This is a genomic window from Candidatus Zixiibacteriota bacterium (assembly GCA_036480375.1).
Taxonomy (GTDB): Bacteria; Zixibacteria; MSB-5A5; order GN15; family JAAZOE01; genus JAZGGI01.
Window position 1 is genome coordinate 26227 of sequence record JAZGGI010000018.1, and the last position, 21463, is coordinate 47689.

The window sequence follows — 21463 nt, forward strand, 5'->3', positions numbered from 1 at the left end:
AATGCTTAGGAGAATAAAATGAGTGATATCGACATCTCAGCGCAGAAGCCTCGCTTGCAGGCGGTCAATTTGACCAAACGATATGAAGATGGAGTGTTGGCTCTGGATCATATTAATTTCTCGGTCAACCCGGGACAAATATTCGTTATGCTCGGGGGCAACGGATCGGGAAAAACGACGGCTATCAATCTATTTTTTAATTTCATAGAACCTACCGAAGGTGAAGCCCTGGTCAACGGAATCGCGTCGCATAAGGATCCTCTGGCAGTCAAGAATCTGATGTCGTTCGTTTCGGAAAACGTCATGCTCTATAGCAATTTTACGGCCCTGCAAAACCTCGATTTCTTTGCCAAACTGGGAGGCAAAAACGACTGCACGCGTGATGATTATTCAAAAGTATTACTCCGGGTCGGTCTGGAAGAGGAGGTTCACGATAAGCGTTTACGCGGGTTTTCCAAAGGGATGAGACAAAAGTGCGGTATCGCTATCGCTATTCTCAAAGGCGCCCCGATTATTCTTCTGGATGAGCCGACTTCGGGTTTGGACCCCAAGGCCGGATTCGAGTTTATCCGCCTGCTAAGCCAACTCCGCGACGAAGGCAAAACAATTCTGATGTCCACTCACGATATTTTTCGCGCTTGGGAAGTAGCCGATACTATCGCGATAATGAAAGAAGGCCGGATAATTATGCAGAAGCCGGCTGCTGAACTGGCCGGGCAGGATTTAGAAGATGTCTATATGCGGTACATGGCCGGTCATGAAAATATGGTGACGACCTGATTGGGAGTAATTGATATGTTAAAAGTAATTATCGAAAAAGAAATTCGAGACATTATCGGGTCGTTAAAATTTGTCATTTCATTCAGCGTCTGCGCCGTTTTGATTCTGCTTTCATTCTATGTCGGGGCGACCAACTATAAAATCAGCATGGAACAATATGAAGCCGCAAAAGCGGAAAATTTGCGGCAGATGGATGGGCTTACCGAATGGTATTCTATTCAACAACATCGCGTATTTCTCCCCCCTAATCCCCTGGCATCGCTGGTCAGCGGAGTATCCAACGATGTTGGCCGCACAATTGAGGTGAATCATCGCGGCGAGTTAATCGCCCAGGACAGCAAATTCAACGAGGAACCGATTTATGCTGTCTTTCGATTTGTTGATTTAAGTTTTATTTTTGGCGTCGTTATTTCTTTGTTCTCTATTTTGTTGGGATATGATGCTATTTGCGGAGAAAAAGAACACGGCACTCTCCGGTTGTCTTTTGCTAACGCTGTCCCCCGGGCGACTTATATCCTGGGAAAATTGATCGGCTCGTTTCTGACTCTGACGATTTCACTGATTCTGGCCATCTTGATAGGCTGCCTCCTGTTGCCGGTTTTGGATATTTCTTTGGCGGGAGATGGCTGGATACGATTATTGCTCATCATTGGTACCGGGCTTCTCTATTTTAGTGTGTTTCTGACTTTATCAGTATTTATATCATCCCTTTGTCGGAGTTCGTCCTCATCATTTCTTATGCTATTAGTGATCTGGGTTCTTAGCGTTCTCATAATACCGCGAGCTTCCGTTCTTCTGGCCGGGAGAGCCGTCGATGTCCCTTCGGTTGATGAATTGGCGGCTCAAAAAGCCAGTTTTTCAAGGCAAACCTGGAAGGAATTTAATACCCGGCTTAGCGGATTTGAAACCGGCCCGGTGGACGATATTGAGCAGACAATGGATATTTTCCATCGCTTTATGGACTCATTAACGGTAGAAAGAGACCGTAAAATTGATGGACTGGTTGACCGCTTAAACGAAACTCGAAGAAATAAACAGATGGAGCGGGAAAAAATCGCCTTATCTATGGCAAAAATATCTCCATCAGCATCGCTCTCTTTAGCCCTGGCCAATCTGGCCGGTACCTCATTGGAATTGAAAAACCGGTTCACCCAAACAGCCCTGGATTACAGAAAAGTCTATAATGACTTTATAAATGAAAAAACCGGTATGGTGGTCGGAGGACGGATGGTTATGATAAGAATCGGTGACGAAGAAGAGGAACCCGAACAGATCAATCCCGCCGAACTTCCGGAATATACATTTAATCAAATTCCGCTTAAGGAGGCATTGTCGGCGGCGATGGTTGATATCGGAATTTTGTCCCTATTTAACATCATTTTCTTTGTTGGCGCGTTTGTGTCATTTCTGCGATACGATGTTCGCTAAGGTCACGGGAGAATTATTGTGTTAAAACATTTGATACATAAAGAGCTAAAGGCCATACTCTTGAGTCCCAAGTTTTTTACGACTTTTGGGATCTGTTCATTACTCCTTCTCATCAGCGTATCCATCGGCATTAAAGAATATCAGGCGCAGCTTAAGCAATATGAGACCGGAGTCAATTTGGCCAATCAGGAGATTTCCGAAGAAACCAGTTGGCACAATTTGGAATATAAAGCCTCTCGCCGGCCCGATCCGATGCAGATTTTTGTCTCCGGACTAAGCAACGATATCGGGCGATGGTCTTTAATTTCTCCGGAAGGCTCCGTCAAATTAAAACACTCCATATATTCTGACGATCTCATCTTCGCCGTCTTTCGTTTTGTTGACTTTGCATTTATCGTTCAGGTCGTCTTGACGTTGTTTGCGATCCTGTTTACTTATGACGCCGTGTGCGGAGAACGAGAACAGGGCATGTTGCGATTGCTTTTTGCCAATGCGGTGAACAGATCGCATTACATTACCGCCAAAATAATCGGAGCCTGGCTCGGATTAGTCGTTCCAATTTTAATACCGACGATATTATGCCTTCTAATTGTTATAATATTTCAGGTTCCTCTCACATCTGAACATTGGATAAAACTCATAACATTTTTAGGAGTTTCCGGACTGTTCTTTACCTTTTTCATTGTTTTCGGTGTCTTCATATCTTCAATGACGCGCCGCTCGAGTATCTCCTTTTTAATTTCGCTGATGCTCTGGGTTTTATTCGTTCTGATAATTCCGCGGGTCGGCATCATGACGGCCGGTCAAATTGTACGAGTACCACGGTTGGCTGAAATCGAAGGACAGCGCGATGCCTTTGCCAAAGATAAATGGGATCTGTTTTACAAAGGTATGATACAACGGGCTCGCGAATATTATGCCGAGAATAAAGAACAAGATGAAATGGCCGAATGGCGCCGCATGGAGGAAGAAGATTCCCTGAGGAAAGAAGTGATTAAAGATATTGAAAATCATTATAACAAACTATTGGACGAACTTAACCGCCGTCGAGCCGCTCGAGGGAAATTGGCGTTTAATTTATCCCGCCTGTCCCCGGCTTCGGCTTATCAACTGGCTGCTTCGGATTTAGCTGGAACGGACATTGGCATCAAGAGCAGGTATAATGAGTCTATGTCCCGGTATCGTAACTCATTTATTGAATACGTCGAGAGAAAACAAAAAGAAAATGGAGGAGGCATGGCCGGAATAAATATTCGGATGTCCAGCGAATCGGGACTTAGCATTCAAGTTCCTCAAGCCAACGATGTTATCGGCGTCAGCGATATGCCAAAGTATGTTCCGGAAGAATCTATTTATAGCGGCGGGATGGAGAATGTTGTCATCAATGCCGGACTGATTAGCCTCTATACGATTCTGGCTTTTGCGGGGGCGTTTATCCGCATGCTAAAATATGATGTCAGGTGATACCGAAAATTAAAATCTGAGGACAAATCGGGTCATTTCGGAAGGTGTTGACTGGACCGTAATACTTCCCTGGTGTAAACGCATAATCTGGCGAGATAAACTGAGGCCGATACCGGAGCCTTCCTTTTTAGTCGTGAAGAATGGAGTGAATATCCGCTCCTTGATGTCATCGTCAAATCCCGGGCCATTATCCTCCACCGCGATAATAACCCGCCCGCGATTGTTCAATTTCGCTTCAATTAAAATTCGGGGATTTTCAGTGCCGGAAAGGGCTTCGATCGCATTTAATAGCAGATTAATTATAACTTGTTCAATTAATTCATTATCCGCGACTAATTGCAGATTGTCCGGTTCTACATTCAATTGGACCTCTATCCCGCCAGGATCAAACTGACTCCTCATAAATTTAATAATTCCATCAAGAAATGGTTCAAACTTGAAAATTCCAAATTTTGGCCTGGGAATACGAGCCAGATTTCGATAAGCGTCAACAAAATGCAATAATCCTTTGCTTCTTTTCTCAATGGTCGCGGCGGCCTGCCGAATATCCTTTTTAATATCGACGGGCAATTCCGTATTTTCTCCGTCCTCCAAATCGGTTTCCTCTATTATATCATGAACGGTAGAGGCCAGTGACGCAATGGGAGTGATTGAATTCATAATTTCATGCGTTAAAACTCTAATCAGTTTTTGCCAGGCGGCCATTTCCTGCTCAGCCAATTCACTTTCTATATTTTGCATTGAAACCAGTTTGAGCAATCTGTCGCGCATTCTAAACTCAGTGCAATGAATCGCCAGCGTCATGCTTTCTTCACCATTATCGAGTTTAACCAGAGTCTTCATACCAGCCTTGCAATTATTCAAGACATTAACCAATTCAGATGATATTTCCTGCAATTTATTTATATTGTTTAAGTGACTTATATTAAGAAGCCGTTTGGCGGATCTGTTAATAAGATCAATATCTCCCTGGGAATCAAAAGACATAACTCCCAATCCAATATGTTGAACCAGAGTCTGAAGATAACGATATTGCTGTTCTTTTTCTGAGCGAGCTTTGTGAAATTGAGCAATCACCTCCGAAAAGGCATTAGCCAAATAGTCATAGGACCGTCCGCGGCCGCGGCTTGAAAATGAACTGGAAAAATCGGAATACTTAATCGATTCCAAGAATCGAGTTAAATCCCGATTTGTTTTTTCCACATAACGAATAAATGACACAATTTGTCCGATGACCAATCCACCGACCATCAGAATCAACGCACCCGTATGAGACGAGTTAAAAAGATAAACCATGAACGAAATTGAGGCCGCAAGAACGATGACGCGAATGACGCATTGAATCCGAAATGATTTAAATATCATATTTTTGAATTCTTCGATATAATGACGCCCTGGTCAACCCAAGCTCTTCAGCGGCTTTAGATACGTTACCGCCATGCTTGGACAGGGCTTTCCTGATTACTTTTTGTTCCACGTCATCCAGTTTATAACTTTCGAGAGATAAACCATTACGTTTCGCTTTCGGTCCCGCGATCATAAAATCACCAGGTTTTAGCGAGTTGGAATCACTCATAATTATTGCTCTCTCAATTACGTGATCCAATTCCCGGATGTTTCCGGGCCAATTATGATGTTCCAGCTTTTTCAATGCCGTGGGAGAAATTTGCGAAATATCCTTCATATACTTGCGACTGTATATTTTCCTGAAATGATCAGCCAGAATCGGTAAATCACCGGTACGTTCTCGCAATAGAGGTAATTTTATCTCCACTGTGTTTATTCGATAAAGCAAATCCTGACGAAATCTGTTTTCGGCGACCATCTCATAAACAGGAAGATTGGTAGCGCAAATAAGCCGGATATCAACCTTAACAGGCTTATTTGAACCCACGCGATAAATTGTCCTGTTGTTCAGAACCGTCAAAAGCTTGGGCTGAAGCGATAACGGCAAATTGCCTATTTCATCGAGAAACAGAGTGCCTCCCGATGCGGTTTCGAATCGTCCCGCGCGGTCTTCCCGCGCGTCTGTAAAGGCGCCCTTTACGTTCCCGAATAACTCACTTTCGAATAGGGATTCCGGTATCGCTCCCATATCAGCCGAAATAAAAACATCATCAGAACGAGATGACCGACGATGTATTTCTCGAGCGACAAGTTCCTTCCCCGTGCCATTTTCGCCCAGGATTAATACATTGGCATCAGTATCCGCGACCTTTTCAATAGTGTTAAATACATCCCGCATCGCTTCTGACTCGCCCAAAATACCCTTATATGGGAGGTCCAGCTGCTGTGAGAGCTGTTTTTCACGAGCCTTTAGTGTAATGATTTCTTCATGTGAATGACTCAGGCGTATTCCGGCCGATATCGTTGCCAGCAATTTTTCATTCTGCCACGGCTTCAAGACAAAATCGGCAGCGCCGGCTTTAATCCCCTGTACAGCCATTTCAATATCACCGTAGGCGGTAATTAGAATAACTACAGTTGACGGATCAATTTCCAATATTTTTTCCAGCCAGTGAAATCCTTCCTTGCCACTCGATACGTCCTGAGTAAAATTCATATCAAGAAGTATTACGTTGAAATCACTATCGCTCAATAAAGAAGGGATATTTTGAGGATCAGATTCAGTCATTACAGACGAAACATGTTTCTTCAATAGAAGCTTGGCCGCCTGCAGAACATCCTCATCATCGTCAACAATTAATACTCGCCCGGAATCTTTTGTCATAAAACTTTTTTCCCGATTCATTTATGTATTCCTTTTAATTTATGCATTATTAAAGGAAACTGAAAGACAAATTGCCCTCAAAAGGTCTAAAAAGCCAAAAAAGTGTCCGTTATTGGACATTGATTTTCTCATATGCGGACACATTGCCATTCCCTGACAAACTTAATATGCTGTCATTTAACACTTTACGTTCATTGGCATTATCTTTGCTACATACTTAATGAATATGTGAGCAAAAACCGGACCTATTGAAATGTAATAGAAGTGAGAGATTGATTATGTCGATGGATCGAAAAATAGAAAAGAAGATAATAACCCCCAAAAGAATTTTTTATGGTATCGGTTCAATCGCGCTACTGGTGATTATAATATATGGTTACTTGTCGGCCAGTGACGGCGCCACACTCAGAGTAGAAGCCGCCAGATTGACTATTTCGGATGTTGTAAACGGTGAATTTCAAGAATATATATCGAACAGCGCCGAAGTCATTCCCCTTAAAACAGTATATCTCGACGCAATCCAGGGCGGACAAATTACTCAAATCTACGTTGAAGAGGGAAGCATTGTAAAAAAGGGCGATAGTATTTTGCAACTGGATAATACCGATTTGCATCTTGATATTATGTATCGCGAGGCGCAGCTATTCGAACAAATAAATAATTTGAGAAATACCAGATTGGCAATGGAACAAAATAGTCTTCGTCTGAGAGCCGACCTTTTGGATATCGACAGGCAAATTGGTAACACGGAACGGCTATTTAGACAAAACCAGGATCTCAAAGAAAAGAAACTGATATCAGAATTTGAATTTAAAGGGACTAAGGACGAATATAATTACTGGATTCAAAAGCGCGAATTAACTCTTGAAACTCAACGCCAGGATTCGATTTTGCGATCTATCCAGATAAATCAGCTTGAAGAATCGGTTGAGCGTATGCAGAACAACCTCGGGGTAGTCAGACAAAAGCTTGATAACCTTGTCTTGCGGGCGCCTATTGACGGCCAATTATCATCCCTGGACGCCGAAGAAGGCGTCTCAAAACCGACTGGCAGCCGGTTGGGCAAGATTGATGTTCTGGACGGTTTCAAGCTCAGGGTTTATATTGATGAGTATTATATTGCCCGGATAAACAGCGGCCAATCCGGTACGGTGAAAATTGGCGATACGACCCATAGTTTAATAATCAGCAAAGTATATCCTGAAGTCCGCGACGGACGCTTTCAAATCGATCTTCAATTTGTAGATGAAGAGCCGGTCGGCATAAGGCAGGGTCAAAGTCTGCAAATACGAATCGCTCTGGGTAATCTGGCGATGGCGACGATGATACCCAGCGGAGGTTTTTATCAGACTACGGGAGGCAACTGGATTTTCGTTTTAGATGAATCCGAAGAGCTCGCGGTACGTAGAGAAATAAAGATAGGTATGCGAAATCCTCAAATGTATGAGGTCCTTGAAGGGCTTTCGGCGGGGGAGAAGGTGATTACGTCTTCGTATACGAATTATGAGAATTTTGACCGCCTGGTATTTAAGGATAGATAATATAGATATAGAACTGTCAATCACACAAAATTGAAGACAATGGAATTGGAGAAAAACATGATTCGAACCAACGATTTAATGAAGGTCTACCGAACCGAAGAAATTGAAACAACGGCTCTCAATTCAATTAACATGGAGATCAAAGAAGGGGAGTTTGTATCCGTCATGGGGCCATCCGGATGCGGTAAGTCAACTCTTCTGAATTTACTGGGGCTGCTCGATAATCCCTCGGGTGGTGAATACTATTTTCTCGACGAAAAGGTGTCTCATTACAGCGAACGACAGCGGGCCGGACTTAGAAAAGAAAACATCGGCTTTGTGTTTCAAAGTTTTAATCTTATCGATGAATTAACGGTTTTCGAAAATGTGGAACTGCCTCTTCTCTACCTGGGCGTCCCTTCATCTGAACGCAAAAAGAAAGTCGAGGAAACTCTCGAACATATGGAAATAATCGCTCGCAAGAAGCATTTCCCTCAGCAACTATCGGGCGGTCAACAACAGCGCGTAGCCGTCGGCCGAGCTGTTGTGGCCAAACCAAAAATGATATTGGCGGACGAGCCTACCGGTAATCTTGATTCCGCACACGGCGATGAAGTCATGGGTCTTTTATCCGAACTCAATTCCAATGGCACAACCATAGTCATGGTAACTCACTCCCCGGCCTATGCTGAGTATGGAAATCGCATAATTCACCTTTTTGACGGTCAGATCGTGACGGAGAACGTTCAGGAAAAATTCCACGTTTAACCGTCATAAATTACGGCCATTAATTTACAGAAGTCAGGCACAGGAATATTGGGCGAAAATATGTTTGTTTTCTATCGTCTTTTAAGAATAGCTCCTTACATAATAGGTACGGTAGGTCTATTATGGGGAACTATAAGATTGCTGTTTTAATTTCGCGCCTATTGAATCAAAATGAGCGACGGAAAAACCGAATGAGCAGAACTTATCCTATTAACGCCGTCAAAACTCTTCTCGAATTTTTTTATTTACCTGATTACGTAATATGTGGGATCAATACTTATGGTATTATAGTTTTCCAGGTTATACATCCAAATAAATGTCCCCTGTTCTGTAATCGCAACCACCTATACGCGGGAGTGATTTTATGTTTAAAAATTACCTGAAAGTAGCCTTTAGAAATCTTTTGCGTCATAAAGGATTTTCGTTCATTAATATTATGGGCTTGGCCCTGGGTTTTGCCTGCTGTGTCTTTATTTTTCTCTACATCAATCATGAAACCAGCTATGATTCATACCATCCCGATAATGATCGCATATTCCGCGTAGCCAAACATATCAAACGTGACGCCAATGAACAATCGTTTGCCTGGGTCAATATGTTGGTCGCTCCGACGCTAAAGGAAACTTACCCGGAAGTTTTGCACGCCGGCCGTGGGCACAGGCAACGACCTACCAAAGTTAGCTTTGAAGATAAGTTCTTTATGGAGGAAAATATTCAGCATATAGAACCTGATTTATTGAATATTCTCAAGATTGATTTTATTGACGGTAATCCGAAACAGGCGCTGGAACGACCAAATACCGCGATAATAACTGATTGTTTTGCCGCTCGGTATTTTGGCGATGAAAACCCGGTGGGAAAAAGTCTGCTGGTTGATACTTTGAGTTATGAGATAACCGGACTCATAAAGAATGCGCCTTCAAATACTCATTTCAAATATGAATTTCTGGGTTCCTGGGAAACAATTCAAAGTGGTGGATTTTTTAGAATGGGCAATGAGCTCATTAGAATGGCATGGGATATGCCCGGAAATGCGATCACGTACATAAAACTGGCCCCGGGGACCGATGTAGCTGATTTTGAGAATAAGATATGTGGCTTGATTCATCAATATAATGATGCCGGGCTTAAGGAACGAGGGCAGACGGTTGCTTTATTTCTTCAGCCGATAACAGATATCCATCTGCATTCAAATATGACCTGGGAAAAAGACCCACCCGGCAATCTCCTATATGTCTATATATTTTCGGCGGTAGGAATTTTGATTCTATTTATCGCGGCGACTAATTTTGTAAATCTTTCAACGGCTCGTTCTACCAATCGCTCGACTGAAGTAGGAATGCGTAAAATAATCGGCGCTAATCGCGCGCAATTAGTAGGGCAATTTTTGGGGGAATCCCTGCTTGTAACCATTTTGGGTCTCATTATTGGATTAGTTTTCGCCGAAATCGCGCTTCAAAAATTCAATGAAATCTCAGGCATGTCATTTACCGGCGCCTCGTTTTTTCATAAGGACACAATCCTGTTTATCATCGGTATCGTTGGATTTATCGGGATTGCCGCCGGATGTTATCCGGCATTCGTACTTTCTTCGCTAAAACCCCTCAGCATAGTAAAGGGCAAATTAAAATCCGGACTCGGAGGAGTCTGGATGCGCCGAATCTCAGTTGTATTTCAATTCGCGATTGCGGTATTCCTGATAGCAGGGACACTTTTTGTTTTCGATCAAGTGAATTTCATGAAGAACCAGCATCTCGGCTTTGATAAAGAGCAAAAATTAATAATTGAGATGCCGACCGATGTCGTTACACGAGATAGCTACTCCGGGGTTAAAAGTGAATTCTTAAATCATCCTTCGATTGAGGGCGCTACCTTCTCTTCCAGTGTTCCCGGACGGTGGAGATACTTATGGAATACTTATCCCGCCGGCAAGCAGGAGACCAACTCACATTCGATTAATCACATGCAGGTCGATTATGATTTTTTATCTGAATACGATATTCAATTGTTAACCGGTAGAGCCTTCAGCAAGGAACATGGCGACGCCTTTGGAGCCTGGATTATAAACGAAGCGGCAGCCAAGACTTTTGGCTGGGGAACCGCCGAAAACGCCCTGGATAAACATCTATTTGAAGAAAATCATTCCATTGTAGGAATTATTAAAGATTATCATTTTCATGGTTTGCAGGAAGCGATTGGACCATTGGCTCTCTTTCCCATAGGCGATGATTTTCGCTATTTAAGCCTCAGAGTGGAAACTAACGAACTCTCGGAAACGGTTGCCAATATTAAAACAACCTATGAAGAACTTTTCCCCGGAACTATTTTTAATTATTTCTTTCTTGATAAGGAATTTAATCTTCAATATCGCAGGGAAGAGCAAATCGGTAGTTTATTTGGCTGGTTTACATCCCTCGGCATATTCATAGCTTGTCTGGGATTATTCGGATTATCATCATTTCTGACAGAACAACGAACCAAAGAAATCGGTATTCGCAAAGTCCTGGGAGCTTCAATAAGCGGTATTGTACGCCTTATGACCAAAGAATACATCTGGTTAGTGATAATTTCCAATGTGATAGCGATGCCGATTGCATGGTATGCGATGAATCGATGGCTCGATAATTTTGCTTATCGAATTGAGATTGGATGGGAAACAATGGCGTATGCGGGAATCAGCGCCATAATTATTGCTGTTGCGACTGTCAGCTTTCAAGCAATTAAAGCGGCTCTGGCCAACCCGGTTGAATCGATTAAATATGAGTAGAGAGGAGAATATTGGATGTTTAAGAATTATCTGAAAGTCGCAGTGAGAAATATCAAAAACAACAAATTGTTCAACATGATCAATATCCTTGGTTTGGTAATTGGGCTTGGTGTATGCCTGATAATAATCGGAATCGTCAACAACGAACTTGGATTTGAAGATTGTCACCTTAATAAAGACCAAATTTACCGTGTAGATGGCAGATATTTGTACAGAGGTTCCCGAATATCGATGGCCAGTATAGTTCCTGCTGTCGGCCCGGCAATCAGAGAATCTATTCCGGAAATTGAACGCCTGGCTCGGATTCGCCGGGAATGGGACATAACCTTTGAATTTACTAACGACAAAACCCATCTTGCCCCAAAAGTCTTTGTTGCCGAACCGGACTATCTCAATATCTTTACATTGCCCCTTGATGATGGGAATCCTGAAAATGCGCTCATCGCGCCCTTCTCAGTTATTATTTCGCAGGATATTGCGGCAACATATTTTGATAATCAAAGCCCACTAGGAAAAACTGTTAAATTAGTGAAAGAAAACGATGCAGTCGATTTACAGGTTACCGGAGTTTTTGCGAAAATTCCGGCCAATACTCAAATGCGCTGCGATTTCGTCATTTCATATTCAACCTTAGAAAAAATCGGTGAAGATGTCAGTTCCTGGACAGAGCTTTTTAAGGATTATACATATGTTTTATTGAATATGGATGCGGACCCAGCCTTAGTTGAAAGTAAAATTCCCGAAGTAATTGCTCAACAGATAGGAGAGGATCAGGCAAAATCGTTTGATCTTCAATTGCAGCCGCTTGAGGATATTTATTTTAATTCCGATTTAAGCTATGAATTGCCGCCTCAGGGGAATTTGATGCTGGTAAATATATTTTCCGGCGTAGCCGCGATAATAATGATTATTGCCTGCATAAATTTCCTAAACATATCCTCAGCTCGAATTTCATTTCGCCTTAAAGAAGTCGGCATTCGAAAAGTTCTCGGAGCCCTCCGCGGCCAGCTCTTCAAGCAGTTTCTGATCGAATCGATGTTCGTAACTGTTATTTCTATGATGGGCGGTTTGATAATATTTGAATTAATTCGCCCGCATATAGAATCTTTTATGGGACGAACGTTGGAAATTAATATGTATCAGGATCCAATCTTACTCTCTTCGGTTTTTGCAATGATTCTATTAGTAGGATTATTATTCGGAAGTTATCCGGCTTTCCTGTTTTCTCGGTTCCAGCCGGTTACAATTCTAAAAAACAGCTTTTCGAATCAGTCTTCTAAATCCGGGTTTCGACGAATTATGGTTGTAACGCAATTTGTTCTGGCCGTTATCATGATATTCTGCACTATCGGCGTCTATAAACAAATTCAGTTTTCCTTAAATTCAGATCTTGGCTTTGATAAGGATAATATTTTGCTAATTGATATAGAGGATAATTTATCGCTTGATAAATGCAAGGTGCTAAAAGATGAAATTTTAAATAACGATTTGGCTTTATCTGCCACTATTGTTGATATGGTTCCGGGCGAAAATCGCCACTTCTTATATGGAGTTCGCCCCGAAAACAAGGCGGATGAAGACCCGGCTATTATACACGGTATTCAGATAGACGCTGATTATCTGAAAACTTTTAACATCGAAATTCTAGAAGGACGAGAGTTTTCCTCCGAAACCACGCCGGGTTCAATTCTGATTAATGAAACTGCCGTAAAGGAATTTGAAATAAAAAATCCTATCGGTTTTAAATTCTTAAGGAGCGAATCCGAATTTACAGTGATAGGTGTGGTAAAAGATTTTCATCAATTTTCGGTTCATACTCCAATCGCATCAACAGCCTTCATCCCGATCTCTCATGAGCAACGGCTGTTGGCCGTAAAACTTGAATCTGATAATATAGCTCGAACCACTGAGGAAATAAAAACTATATGGGGCGGCATTGCGCCGGACATATCATTTGATTATCAATTCCTTGATGAATCCATGCATGAAAACTATGAAACCGAGGAGAAAACCGGCAAACTGTTTACTGCATTTACCTTGCTTGCTGTTTTTGTGTCATGCCTTGGATTGTTTGGTTTGGCATCATTTACGGCCGAAAGGCGCACTAAAGAGATTGGCATAAGGAAAGTACTCGGAGCATCTATCACCAGCATTACGGGATTAATCACCAAAGAGTTCTTCTTACTCGTTGCCATTTCTAATGTTATCGCATGGCCCATTGCGTATTATGCTATGAATCGCTGGCTGGAAAATTTCGCCTATCGAATAGATATTGGCTGGACTGTCTTTGCCCTTTCGGGTATCGCAGCGTTATTAATTGCCTTATTAACGGTTGGCTTTCAGGCAATTAAGGCCGCCACCAACAACCCGGTTGATGCGATTAAGTATGAGTAGGAGGCTATACAATGTTGAGAAATTACTTGACGACGACATTTAGGCAAATAACAAGATTTAAGGGTTATTCCGTAATTAATATCGCGGGACTGGCCTTAGGTATTGCAAGTTGCTTAATTATTATGTTATGGGTACAAAATGAACTGAGTTACGATCGCTACCATGAAAAGGCGAACAATATTTATCGCATCGGAATTGATGCGGATATGGCCGGAAACAATATACGACTTCCTGTTAGTAATTACCCTTCATCCCCCGCTCTGCAACTAGATTTCCCTGAAATTATTAATGCTGTGCGTTTGAAATCATATTCAAATGTCCTCATATCCAACAATGATGTTAGGTATGAAGAAGATCGCCTGTTCTACGCAGATAACGAAATTTTTGAAATTTTCAGATTACAAATGGTGGAGGGCGATCCCTCAAACGCGCTTGCCGCATCACTTACCGCAGTCATTACAGAAGATGCGGCCCAAAAATATTTTGGCGATGAAAACCCGCTTAGACAAACTTTAACTGTAGATAATCACGACAAATTTACCGTCACAGGAGTTATAAAAAATATACCTAATAATTCTCACTTGAAATTCGACGTGTTATTATCAATGAAAACATTGGAAAATAAATTTGGAGAAAATATCAATCACTGGATAAACTTTAATTATATCACCTATCTTTTGCTCGCTGATAAGGCAGATTATAAATCGCTGGAAGAAAAATTCCCTGGTTTTGTGGATAGGCATATGGGCGAAATATTAAAGTCGTTTGGTGCACGGGTAGATTTATTTTTGCAGCCTCTAACCGAAATTCACTTGTACTCAAAATTACAGGGCGAGCTTGAGCCGGCAGGAAAAATTGAATATGTATATCTATTTTCTGCCGTCGCACTGTTTATATTAATCATTGCATGTATTAATTTCATTAACCTAACAACAGCACGATCCCAAAAGCGGGCCCGAGAAGTTGGAATGCGAAAAACTCTCGGAGCGTCCAGGTACAAACTAATCCTGCAATTTCTGGGAGAATCAATCGGCTTGTGCGCACTTTCAGCATTTTTGGCGATATTTCTTACTGAATTGGCCTTGCCGACTATAAACTCAATTTCAGGCAACCAACTGCAACTATCTTATTTTAGCTCGTTTTGGTCGCCATTGATTTTTGCAGGCTTTATACTAATTGTCGGGATGTTGGCCGGATTATATCCGGCGCTATATCTTTCATCATTTCGTCCCGTACATATTTTGAAATCCGGCAAATCGGGCACCGGATCACATGCCGGATTTAGGAACGCTTTTGTTATCATACAATTTGTAATCTGCATTGCTCTTTTAATAAGTACAATAACGATTTATTCTCAACTTGATTTTATGAGAAACAAATCTCTTGGGTTTGATAAAGAACAGGTTGTTGTATTATCAGTTCCATCAGAACGCTTATCACAATCATTGCCTTCTATAAAAAGTGAACTCTTGGCAATTTCGGGAGTAAAGGGTGTTACCGCAACATCGAATACGCCAGGAGATGGGTATTCTGTAGGAGTTTGTGTACCGGAAGGATATACTCTCGAAAACGCTCGAATGATGAATCTAATCAATGTTGATTATGACTTTCTCACAGTGTTTGATATGCAGTTGGTAGCCGGAAGAAATTTCTCTGCCGAAATGCCCACTGATTCTATTCGAGGAGTGATAATTAATGAAGCTGCTGCGGCTGATCTTGGTTGGGAAAACCCTGTTGGAAGAACATTTAAAACTGATGGCACCGGTCCCGGTACCGATGATTGGATTGAAAAGGAAATAATTGGAGTAGTTGAGGATTTTCATCAGGTTTCGCTTCATCAACCAATCGTCCCAATTTTTATGTCTTACAAGTCCGAATATTTTAATTCTATATGTATCAAGATTTCGGGAGATAATATCATCGGCACGGTGGATAAGTTGAAGAATAAGTGGGAACAACTTTTCCCCGAAAGAATTTTTGAATATTCATTCCTAAACGATAAATTTGACTCTCAGTACAAAAACGAGGAACGGTTAACCAATATTTTGATATCTTTTAGTTTCCTGGCGATTTTTATCGGATGCCTCGGCCTAATAGGACTGACATCGTTTATAACCGAACAAAGAACGAAAGAAATCGGTATAAGAAAGGTTTTGGGAGCAAGCGTATCTAACATAATTCGACTGCTGACTCGCGAATTTATTTTTCCGGTTATAATGGCAAACGTATTTGCCTGGCCTATTGCATGGTATGCAATGAATCGCTGGCTCGAAAATTTTGCCTATAGAACGGAAATGAACTGGCTGACATTTATAATCTGCGGAATATGCGCCATTGGCGTGGCTATTCTGACGGTCAGCTATCAGTCTGTTAAAGCTGCGACCTCAAACCCGGTTGATGCAATTAAATATGAGTAGAGAGGAGAATCTTAGATGTTTAAGAATTATTTGAAAGTCGCGGTGAGAAATATCCTTCGTCATAAAGGATATTCACTCATCAATATCCTGGGTTTTGCCGCAGGGTTAACGACCTGCATTCTGATCGCCCTCTACATTAGTTTTGAATTTGGTTATGATACTTATCACGAAGATAATGAGCGAATTTATCGCGTTATAGCCAATACCAAATATGGCGAAGAACTTCATTCATGGGCAGCAACACCCGAACCACTTGGTCCGACTATTCAAGAATACTATTCTAATAATTTAGATGTCGCCAGAATTCAAGAACTCGGGCGCGTACGAATTAAAAAAGGTGAAGAATCCCTTTATGAATATTACTGTCTTGCAGCTGGCCCAAAGATATTTGACATTTTGAGCATTCCCTTTATTGCCGGAAACCCAAATAATGCGCTTGAACAGCCTCAAACGGCAGTAATCACCAAAAGTATCGCCGAGAAGTATTTTTCGAATTATCAAGTAGTTGGCGAAGTAATCACAATAAACGATCAGGATTATAGGATATCAGGAGTAATCGCTGATTACCCTGAAAATACCCATCTGAAATACAATTTTCTTCTGTCTTTTAGCACTTTCGAACCAAATGAAAACATGCAAAATTGGGGAAGAATGTCAACATATACATATCTTAAGCTTTCGCCAGATGCCAATGCAAATAGGTTAACCGAAGACATAAATCGAACAATAGGCGCCCACGCAACAGAAATACTGGCAAAGCATGATAAAATAATGTCTTTTGCCCTGCAGCCTATAATCGATATCCATCTTCATTCAGATCTATGGGGTGAAATATCCCCTCCGGGGAGTCTGCCTAATATCATTGTATTCTCAATCATTGGCTTTATTATTCTTACAACAGCATGTATAAACTACGTTAATCTAACCACCGCTCGATTTATAAACAGGCATAAAGAAGTTGGCATGCGAAAAACAATTGGCGCCAGCCGATACCAATTGATAATTCAATTTTTGGGCGAGAGCGTATTAATGACATTGCTTTCGTTGGCGCTGGCCTATATACTCGTTGAATTGCTTTCCCCATTATTAAGTAGCATTCTAAACATTAAATTTTCTACAATCAATCTAACGGAACCGATAATGCTTCTTTCAATCATTGGATTTGCTCTAATGGTTGGCCTAATCGCGGGATGTTATCCGGCCTTTATTTTTTCAGCTTTCAAACCTGTGACTTTTTTCAGGGGAGTATTTTCATCAAATTATCGCCATGTAACTTTACGTAAACTTCTCGTTATTTTCCAATTTGTCGCTTCAATCGTATTGATAATAAGTCTTTTAACTGTGTCCAAACAGATATATCATATGAAAAATCAACCTTTGGGATTTGATAATAGTCATAAACTTGTTCTTCCTCTGGCCAGGGATATATCGATAGCGGATAATTATGAAACAATAAAGAATGAATTTACCAGGTATCCAGGAATCACCGGGGCCACAGTCTCTTCAAGCATCCCTGGCCGTATCAATTATATTCATGCATTTAAGGCGGCTGATATTGCAAATAGTGAATACAAACCATTCTATCATTTCTTTTTCGATGGTGATTTCATCTCTGAATACGGTATTCAATTGGCCGATGGTAGATCATTCCAAAAGGAAATGCCGTCAGATTTGCAGGGTGCGATTATAATTAATGAAACGGCAGTGAGAGCATTTGGCTGGTCATCAGCATCGGAAGCAATTGGAAAATCTGTTGATTTTGGCGAAGATCGGCTTAATGTTATCGGCGTAACAAATGATTTTCATTTCCATGGACTTCAACGTCCAATAGAACCTATAGTAATGCAGATGTATCCGGGAAAATTCCATAGTATTAGCCTTTCTCTACAAACTAACAACACCGAAGAAGTAATCGCAGATATCAAGAAAACTTTTCTGAAGCTTTTCCCAAACACTCCCTTTAGATACTATTTCGCAAAAGAGGATTTTGAGAAAAATTACGGCGCTGAGGAAAAAATGGGCGCCATTGCGGGCGGCTTTACCGGCTTAGCTATTATATTAACCTGCCTGGGTCTGCTTGGATTAACATCCTTTTCTATTGAAAGCCGAAGCAAAGAAATTAGTATTCGCAAAGTTTTTGGGGCATCAATCAATGCCATTATTCGATTGGTGACCAGGGAATTCATTATTCTGGTGGCAATGGCCAACATCATTGCCTGGCCGATTGCTTATCTGGCCATGAGCCGTTGGCTTGAAAATTTCGCTTATCGAACAGAAATCACATGGACAGTATTTACCATTTCCGGAATTGCCGCCCTAATTTTCGCTATCCTTACCGTTAGTTTCCAGGCCATAAAGGCCGCCACGGCCAACCCGGTCGACGCGATCAAGCATGAGTAACTAAATTAGTAAAAGGTGAGGTTAATATGAAAGAAGTCGTTATTCAAATTCCGACTCTCGACGCCGAGCAAAATATCGAAATCGATGTCAAGATCAATGGGCGAAAAAGAACGATTAAGTACTGCGTCGAGATTATAGAATGGGAAAGTGGCCACGGCAATGAAGATAAGATTGATGTCCTGAGAAGAGTTATAAAAGAGCATGATAAGAACTGGGAGTTAATCCAAATCGGCATCCCGACTAAGGACGGCATCCCGGTTATGTTCAGAAAGAAATCGGAGAGAAAAACGGTTGAATAAGGCATCCAATTATTCATTATGCGATGGAAAAGACCTCTAACAAACGCCAACTCGGTCGATGCGATTACTTATGAGTAACATTGGAGGTGCCCATGTTTTCTTCTCATATTAAGCCTATATTGCGCTCATTATTCGGGCATAAGGGATATGCGGCAATAAACATAATCGGGTTGTCAGTGGGATTGGCATGCTCTCTGATTATTATGCTTTTTGTAATGGACGAATTAAGTTTTGACGCCTGCCATAAAAAAGCCGACCGAATATATCGAGTCTTAACATTTAACGAAGGTTTTGAGGCTCGAACGCCGGAGACTTCTTTTCTTCTGGCCCCGACCCTCAAAGATAATTTTCCCGAAATCGAATACACCGCTCGCATTCGATTTGTATCCTGCCGCATTAAAAACAATGAAGGCTGGCAAAGAGGCAGACGCTTTTACGCCGCTGACCCGGAGATATTTAATATCTTTACAATTCCCCTCGTGAGGGGAAATCAAGACCAAGCCCTGGCGGCCCGCTTTTCAGTTATCCTGTCCGAGAATATGGTTCAGCGACATTTTCCCGACTCTGATCCCATCGGTCAAAACCTGCTAATTAACTGCCGCGGCGAAGAAATAAATTTGACAGTCACCGGAGTCATGGAAAATTTGCCCCGCAAATCTTCGTTTAAGGCAGACTTTATCTCGTCTCTTAACATCGGACAAATTTATTTACAGAGACTTTTTAAGAGCTATAATCTCTCGCTGGATGATTCCTGGGATCAAAAACACTATCGCACATACTTATTGCTTTCCGAAAACGCTAAGGCAGATATATTATCGAAAGATATCCCAATTCGGCTGAAACAGTATAATGAAAAAGCCGAAACTGACGCACAAATACTTCAAGCCCTGCCTGATTTCTATCTGAACTCCTCCCACATTGTCAACCACCACATGGCCTCGGGAAATCTCCAAAACATCTATATTTTTTCCGCGGTTGCCTTTTTAATACTCATCCTGGCCGGGGCAAATTATGGCATCTTATCGATGGCACGATCACTCATACGAACCAAAGAATATGGGGTTCGAAAAATTATTGGTGCGAGTTCTGCAATGATCGTCCGGCAAATAATCGGTGAATCACTTTTAACAACTATTAGCGCTCTACCCATAGCAATTGTTTTGATCGAAATCTTTCTTCCATTTGTCAATCGATTGTTTGTGACCCAACTGGAAAGTAACTTTTATTCCAATTGGTCATTCTGGATCGGGACATTATTAATTATTATTTTCATTGGGGTCGCTTCCAGTATTTACCAAGCCTTTGTCATTTCAAAATTCAATCCTATAGCGATCTTTAACAAAAACGCTATGCTAGGTTCTGGAAAATCTATTTTTCGTAGAATTATAGTCACAGCCCAACTCGTAATTTTTGTGTCCTTAACGGCAAGTTCCCTTGTCATTTATAAACAAATAGATCATTCGATAAGTGGAGAAGTTGGTTTTGACCGCCAAAATGTGCTGGCGACATCTATTAGTCGCGATATTCGAGGAAAATATGAAACAATAAAAAATGAATTGGGTAACATCCCCGGCGTTATTGGAGTCTCCGGAACCAGTATCCTGCCTCCCAATGATGGTTATGCTATAATGCCCTTTCCCACAGCATTGGATTCTACTGTCACCAAGACGGTCGAAGGCATCTCGATTGATTATGATTTCTTTTCAACGCTGGGTCTGACGATATTGGAGGGCAGAGATTTTTCCCCCGATATGGATGCTCCGGGAACTAATTCCGTTATTCTCAATGAAACCGCGGTAAAAGAACTGGGAGTTGAAAATCCAGTCGGAAAAATCCTGGGTGGTTATAAAATCATCGGTGTTGTAAAAGATTTTCATCAGCATTCGTTTCGAATGGAAATCAAGCCGATGGTGTTTGATCTTAATCCACAATATATTTCCGATATCCTGGTGCGCGTAAACCCGGAAAATGCAACCGAAACCGTCGCGGCAATAAATAAGAGCTGGAGTGAATTGTATTCTTCTGCATCCAGTGATTTTCATTATCTGGCCGAATATTTTGAAAGTACTTATCACGAAGAAAGAAATTTCTCTCAGATAATATTGTACTTTACGCTTCTGGCCATCGGAATCGCCTCCCTGGGGCTTTTGGGACTATCCTCTTTCATGGGAGAACGCAGGTCGAAGGAAATTGGGATCAGAAAAGTATTTGGGGCTTCAATACCGAATATTGTCGTTTTGTTGATAAAGGAGTTTGTACTTTTGGTGATTTTGGCCAGTATTATTTCCTGGCCCATAATTCACTATGTAATGTCTCACTGGCTGGAGAATTTTGTCTATCGGATAGACATTGGCGTTCAACCGGTGTTAATTGGCCTTGTTCTTGGACTGATAATAACCTGTATTGCCGCGGGTTACCATTCTCTTAAGGCCGCCCTGTCTAACCCGGTTGATGCGATAAAGTATGAGTAGGAGTAGCTGATCTAAATGATTATA

13 protein-coding genes are annotated in these 21463 nt (G+C 41.6%); 11 read left to right on the forward strand and 2 right to left on the reverse strand.

Annotated elements, in window-relative coordinates; genetic code table 11:
- Positions 1-18 precede the first annotated feature (18 nt).
- From V3V99_04445 to V3V99_04455, 3 genes are read left to right on the forward strand one after another with little or no spacing between them, the layout of a single operon-like run.
- A complete protein-coding gene (locus V3V99_04445) occupies positions 19-780 on the forward strand; it encodes an ABC transporter ATP-binding protein (GenBank protein ID MEE9441897.1) in 762 nt (253 codons plus the stop codon).
- A gap of 15 nt (positions 781-795) precedes the next feature.
- Complete coding sequence (locus tag V3V99_04450; protein MEE9441898.1) at positions 796-2208, forward strand: ABC transporter permease; 1413 nt, start codon at positions 796-798, stop codon at positions 2206-2208.
- Between the two features lie 18 nt (positions 2209-2226).
- The gene (locus tag V3V99_04455; GenBank protein MEE9441899.1) at positions 2227-3672 is read left to right on the forward strand and encodes an ABC transporter permease subunit; all 1446 of its coding nucleotides are present in this window, start codon (positions 2227-2229) and stop codon (positions 3670-3672) included.
- A 9-nt stretch (positions 3673-3681) separates the two neighbouring features.
- On the opposite strand, the gene V3V99_04460 is transcribed toward V3V99_04455, so the two are convergent.
- Entirely contained in the window at positions 3682-5037 is a 1356-nt protein-coding gene (locus tag V3V99_04460) for an ATP-binding protein (protein ID MEE9441900.1), read from the reverse strand.
- Positions 5027-6424: a sigma-54 dependent transcriptional regulator gene (locus V3V99_04465; protein MEE9441901.1), complete on the reverse strand. Its 1398-nt coding sequence runs from the start codon at positions 6422-6424 to the stop codon at positions 5027-5029. The genes V3V99_04460 and V3V99_04465 overlap by 11 nt, the downstream gene beginning before the upstream one ends.
- 257 nt (positions 6425-6681) lie before the next feature.
- Here V3V99_04465 and V3V99_04470 point away from each other — a divergent pair, with 257 nt between their 5' ends.
- The 8 genes from V3V99_04470 (at position 6682) to V3V99_04505 (ending at position 21439) form a co-directional block, all read left to right on the forward strand.
- The gene (locus tag V3V99_04470; GenBank protein MEE9441902.1) at positions 6682-7944 is read left to right on the forward strand and encodes an HlyD family efflux transporter periplasmic adaptor subunit; all 1263 of its coding nucleotides are present in this window, start codon (positions 6682-6684) and stop codon (positions 7942-7944) included.
- A gap of 57 nt (positions 7945-8001) precedes the next feature.
- Positions 8002-8691: an ABC transporter ATP-binding protein gene (locus V3V99_04475; GenBank protein MEE9441903.1), complete on the forward strand. Its 690-nt coding sequence runs from the start codon at positions 8002-8004 to the stop codon at positions 8689-8691.
- Between the two features lie 364 nt (positions 8692-9055).
- On the forward strand, positions 9056-11458 hold the full coding sequence (locus V3V99_04480; protein MEE9441904.1) for an ABC transporter permease: 2403 nt from the start codon (positions 9056-9058) through the stop codon (positions 11456-11458).
- Between the two features lie 15 nt (positions 11459-11473).
- A complete protein-coding gene (locus V3V99_04485; GenBank protein ID MEE9441905.1) occupies positions 11474-13852 on the forward strand; it encodes an ABC transporter permease in 2379 nt (792 codons plus the stop codon).
- Between the two features lie 11 nt (positions 13853-13863).
- Positions 13864-16269, forward strand: a complete 2406-nt coding sequence (locus V3V99_04490; GenBank protein ID MEE9441906.1) for an ABC transporter permease — start codon at positions 13864-13866, stop codon at positions 16267-16269.
- 15 nt (positions 16270-16284) lie between these two features.
- On the forward strand, positions 16285-18669 hold the full coding sequence (locus V3V99_04495) for an ABC transporter permease (protein MEE9441907.1): 2385 nt from the start codon (positions 16285-16287) through the stop codon (positions 18667-18669).
- A 26-nt stretch (positions 18670-18695) separates the two neighbouring features.
- Positions 18696-18968 (forward strand): hypothetical protein, encoded by a 273-nt coding sequence (locus V3V99_04500; GenBank protein ID MEE9441908.1) that lies wholly within the window; start codon positions 18696-18698, stop codon positions 18966-18968.
- A 92-nt stretch (positions 18969-19060) separates the two neighbouring features.
- Positions 19061-21439: an ABC transporter permease gene (locus V3V99_04505; GenBank protein ID MEE9441909.1), complete on the forward strand. Its 2379-nt coding sequence runs from the start codon at positions 19061-19063 to the stop codon at positions 21437-21439.
- The last annotated feature ends 24 nt before the right edge of the window (positions 21440-21463 follow it).

Bases quoted from the DNA above. Each gene is read 5' to 3' on its own strand.
- V3V99_04490 (MEE9441906.1), top strand. From the start codon at position 13,864: ATGTTGAGAAATTACTTGACGACGACATTTAGGCAAATAACAAGATTT.
- V3V99_04470 (MEE9441902.1), top strand. From the start codon at position 6,682: ATGTCGATGGATCGAAAAATAGAAAAGAAGATAATAACCCCCAAAAGA.
- V3V99_04495 (MEE9441907.1), top strand. From the start codon at position 16,285: ATGTTTAAGAATTATTTGAAAGTCGCGGTGAGAAATATCCTTCGTCAT.
- V3V99_04485 (MEE9441905.1), top strand. From the start codon at position 11,474: ATGTTTAAGAATTATCTGAAAGTCGCAGTGAGAAATATCAAAAACAAC.
- V3V99_04465 (MEE9441901.1), bottom strand. From the start codon at position 6,424: ATGAATCGGGAAAAAAGTTTTATGACAAAAGATTCCGGGCGAGTATTA.
- V3V99_04450 (MEE9441898.1), top strand. From the start codon at position 796: ATGTTAAAAGTAATTATCGAAAAAGAAATTCGAGACATTATCGGGTCG.
- V3V99_04460 (MEE9441900.1), bottom strand. From the start codon at position 5,037: ATGATATTTAAATCATTTCGGATTCAATGCGTCATTCGCGTCATCGTT.
- V3V99_04500 (MEE9441908.1), top strand. From the start codon at position 18,696: ATGAAAGAAGTCGTTATTCAAATTCCGACTCTCGACGCCGAGCAAAAT.
- V3V99_04505 (MEE9441909.1), top strand. From the start codon at position 19,061: ATGTTTTCTTCTCATATTAAGCCTATATTGCGCTCATTATTCGGGCAT.
- V3V99_04475 (MEE9441903.1), top strand. From the start codon at position 8,002: ATGATTCGAACCAACGATTTAATGAAGGTCTACCGAACCGAAGAAATT.
- V3V99_04445 (MEE9441897.1), top strand. From the start codon at position 19: ATGAGTGATATCGACATCTCAGCGCAGAAGCCTCGCTTGCAGGCGGTC.
- V3V99_04480 (MEE9441904.1), top strand. From the start codon at position 9,056: ATGTTTAAAAATTACCTGAAAGTAGCCTTTAGAAATCTTTTGCGTCAT.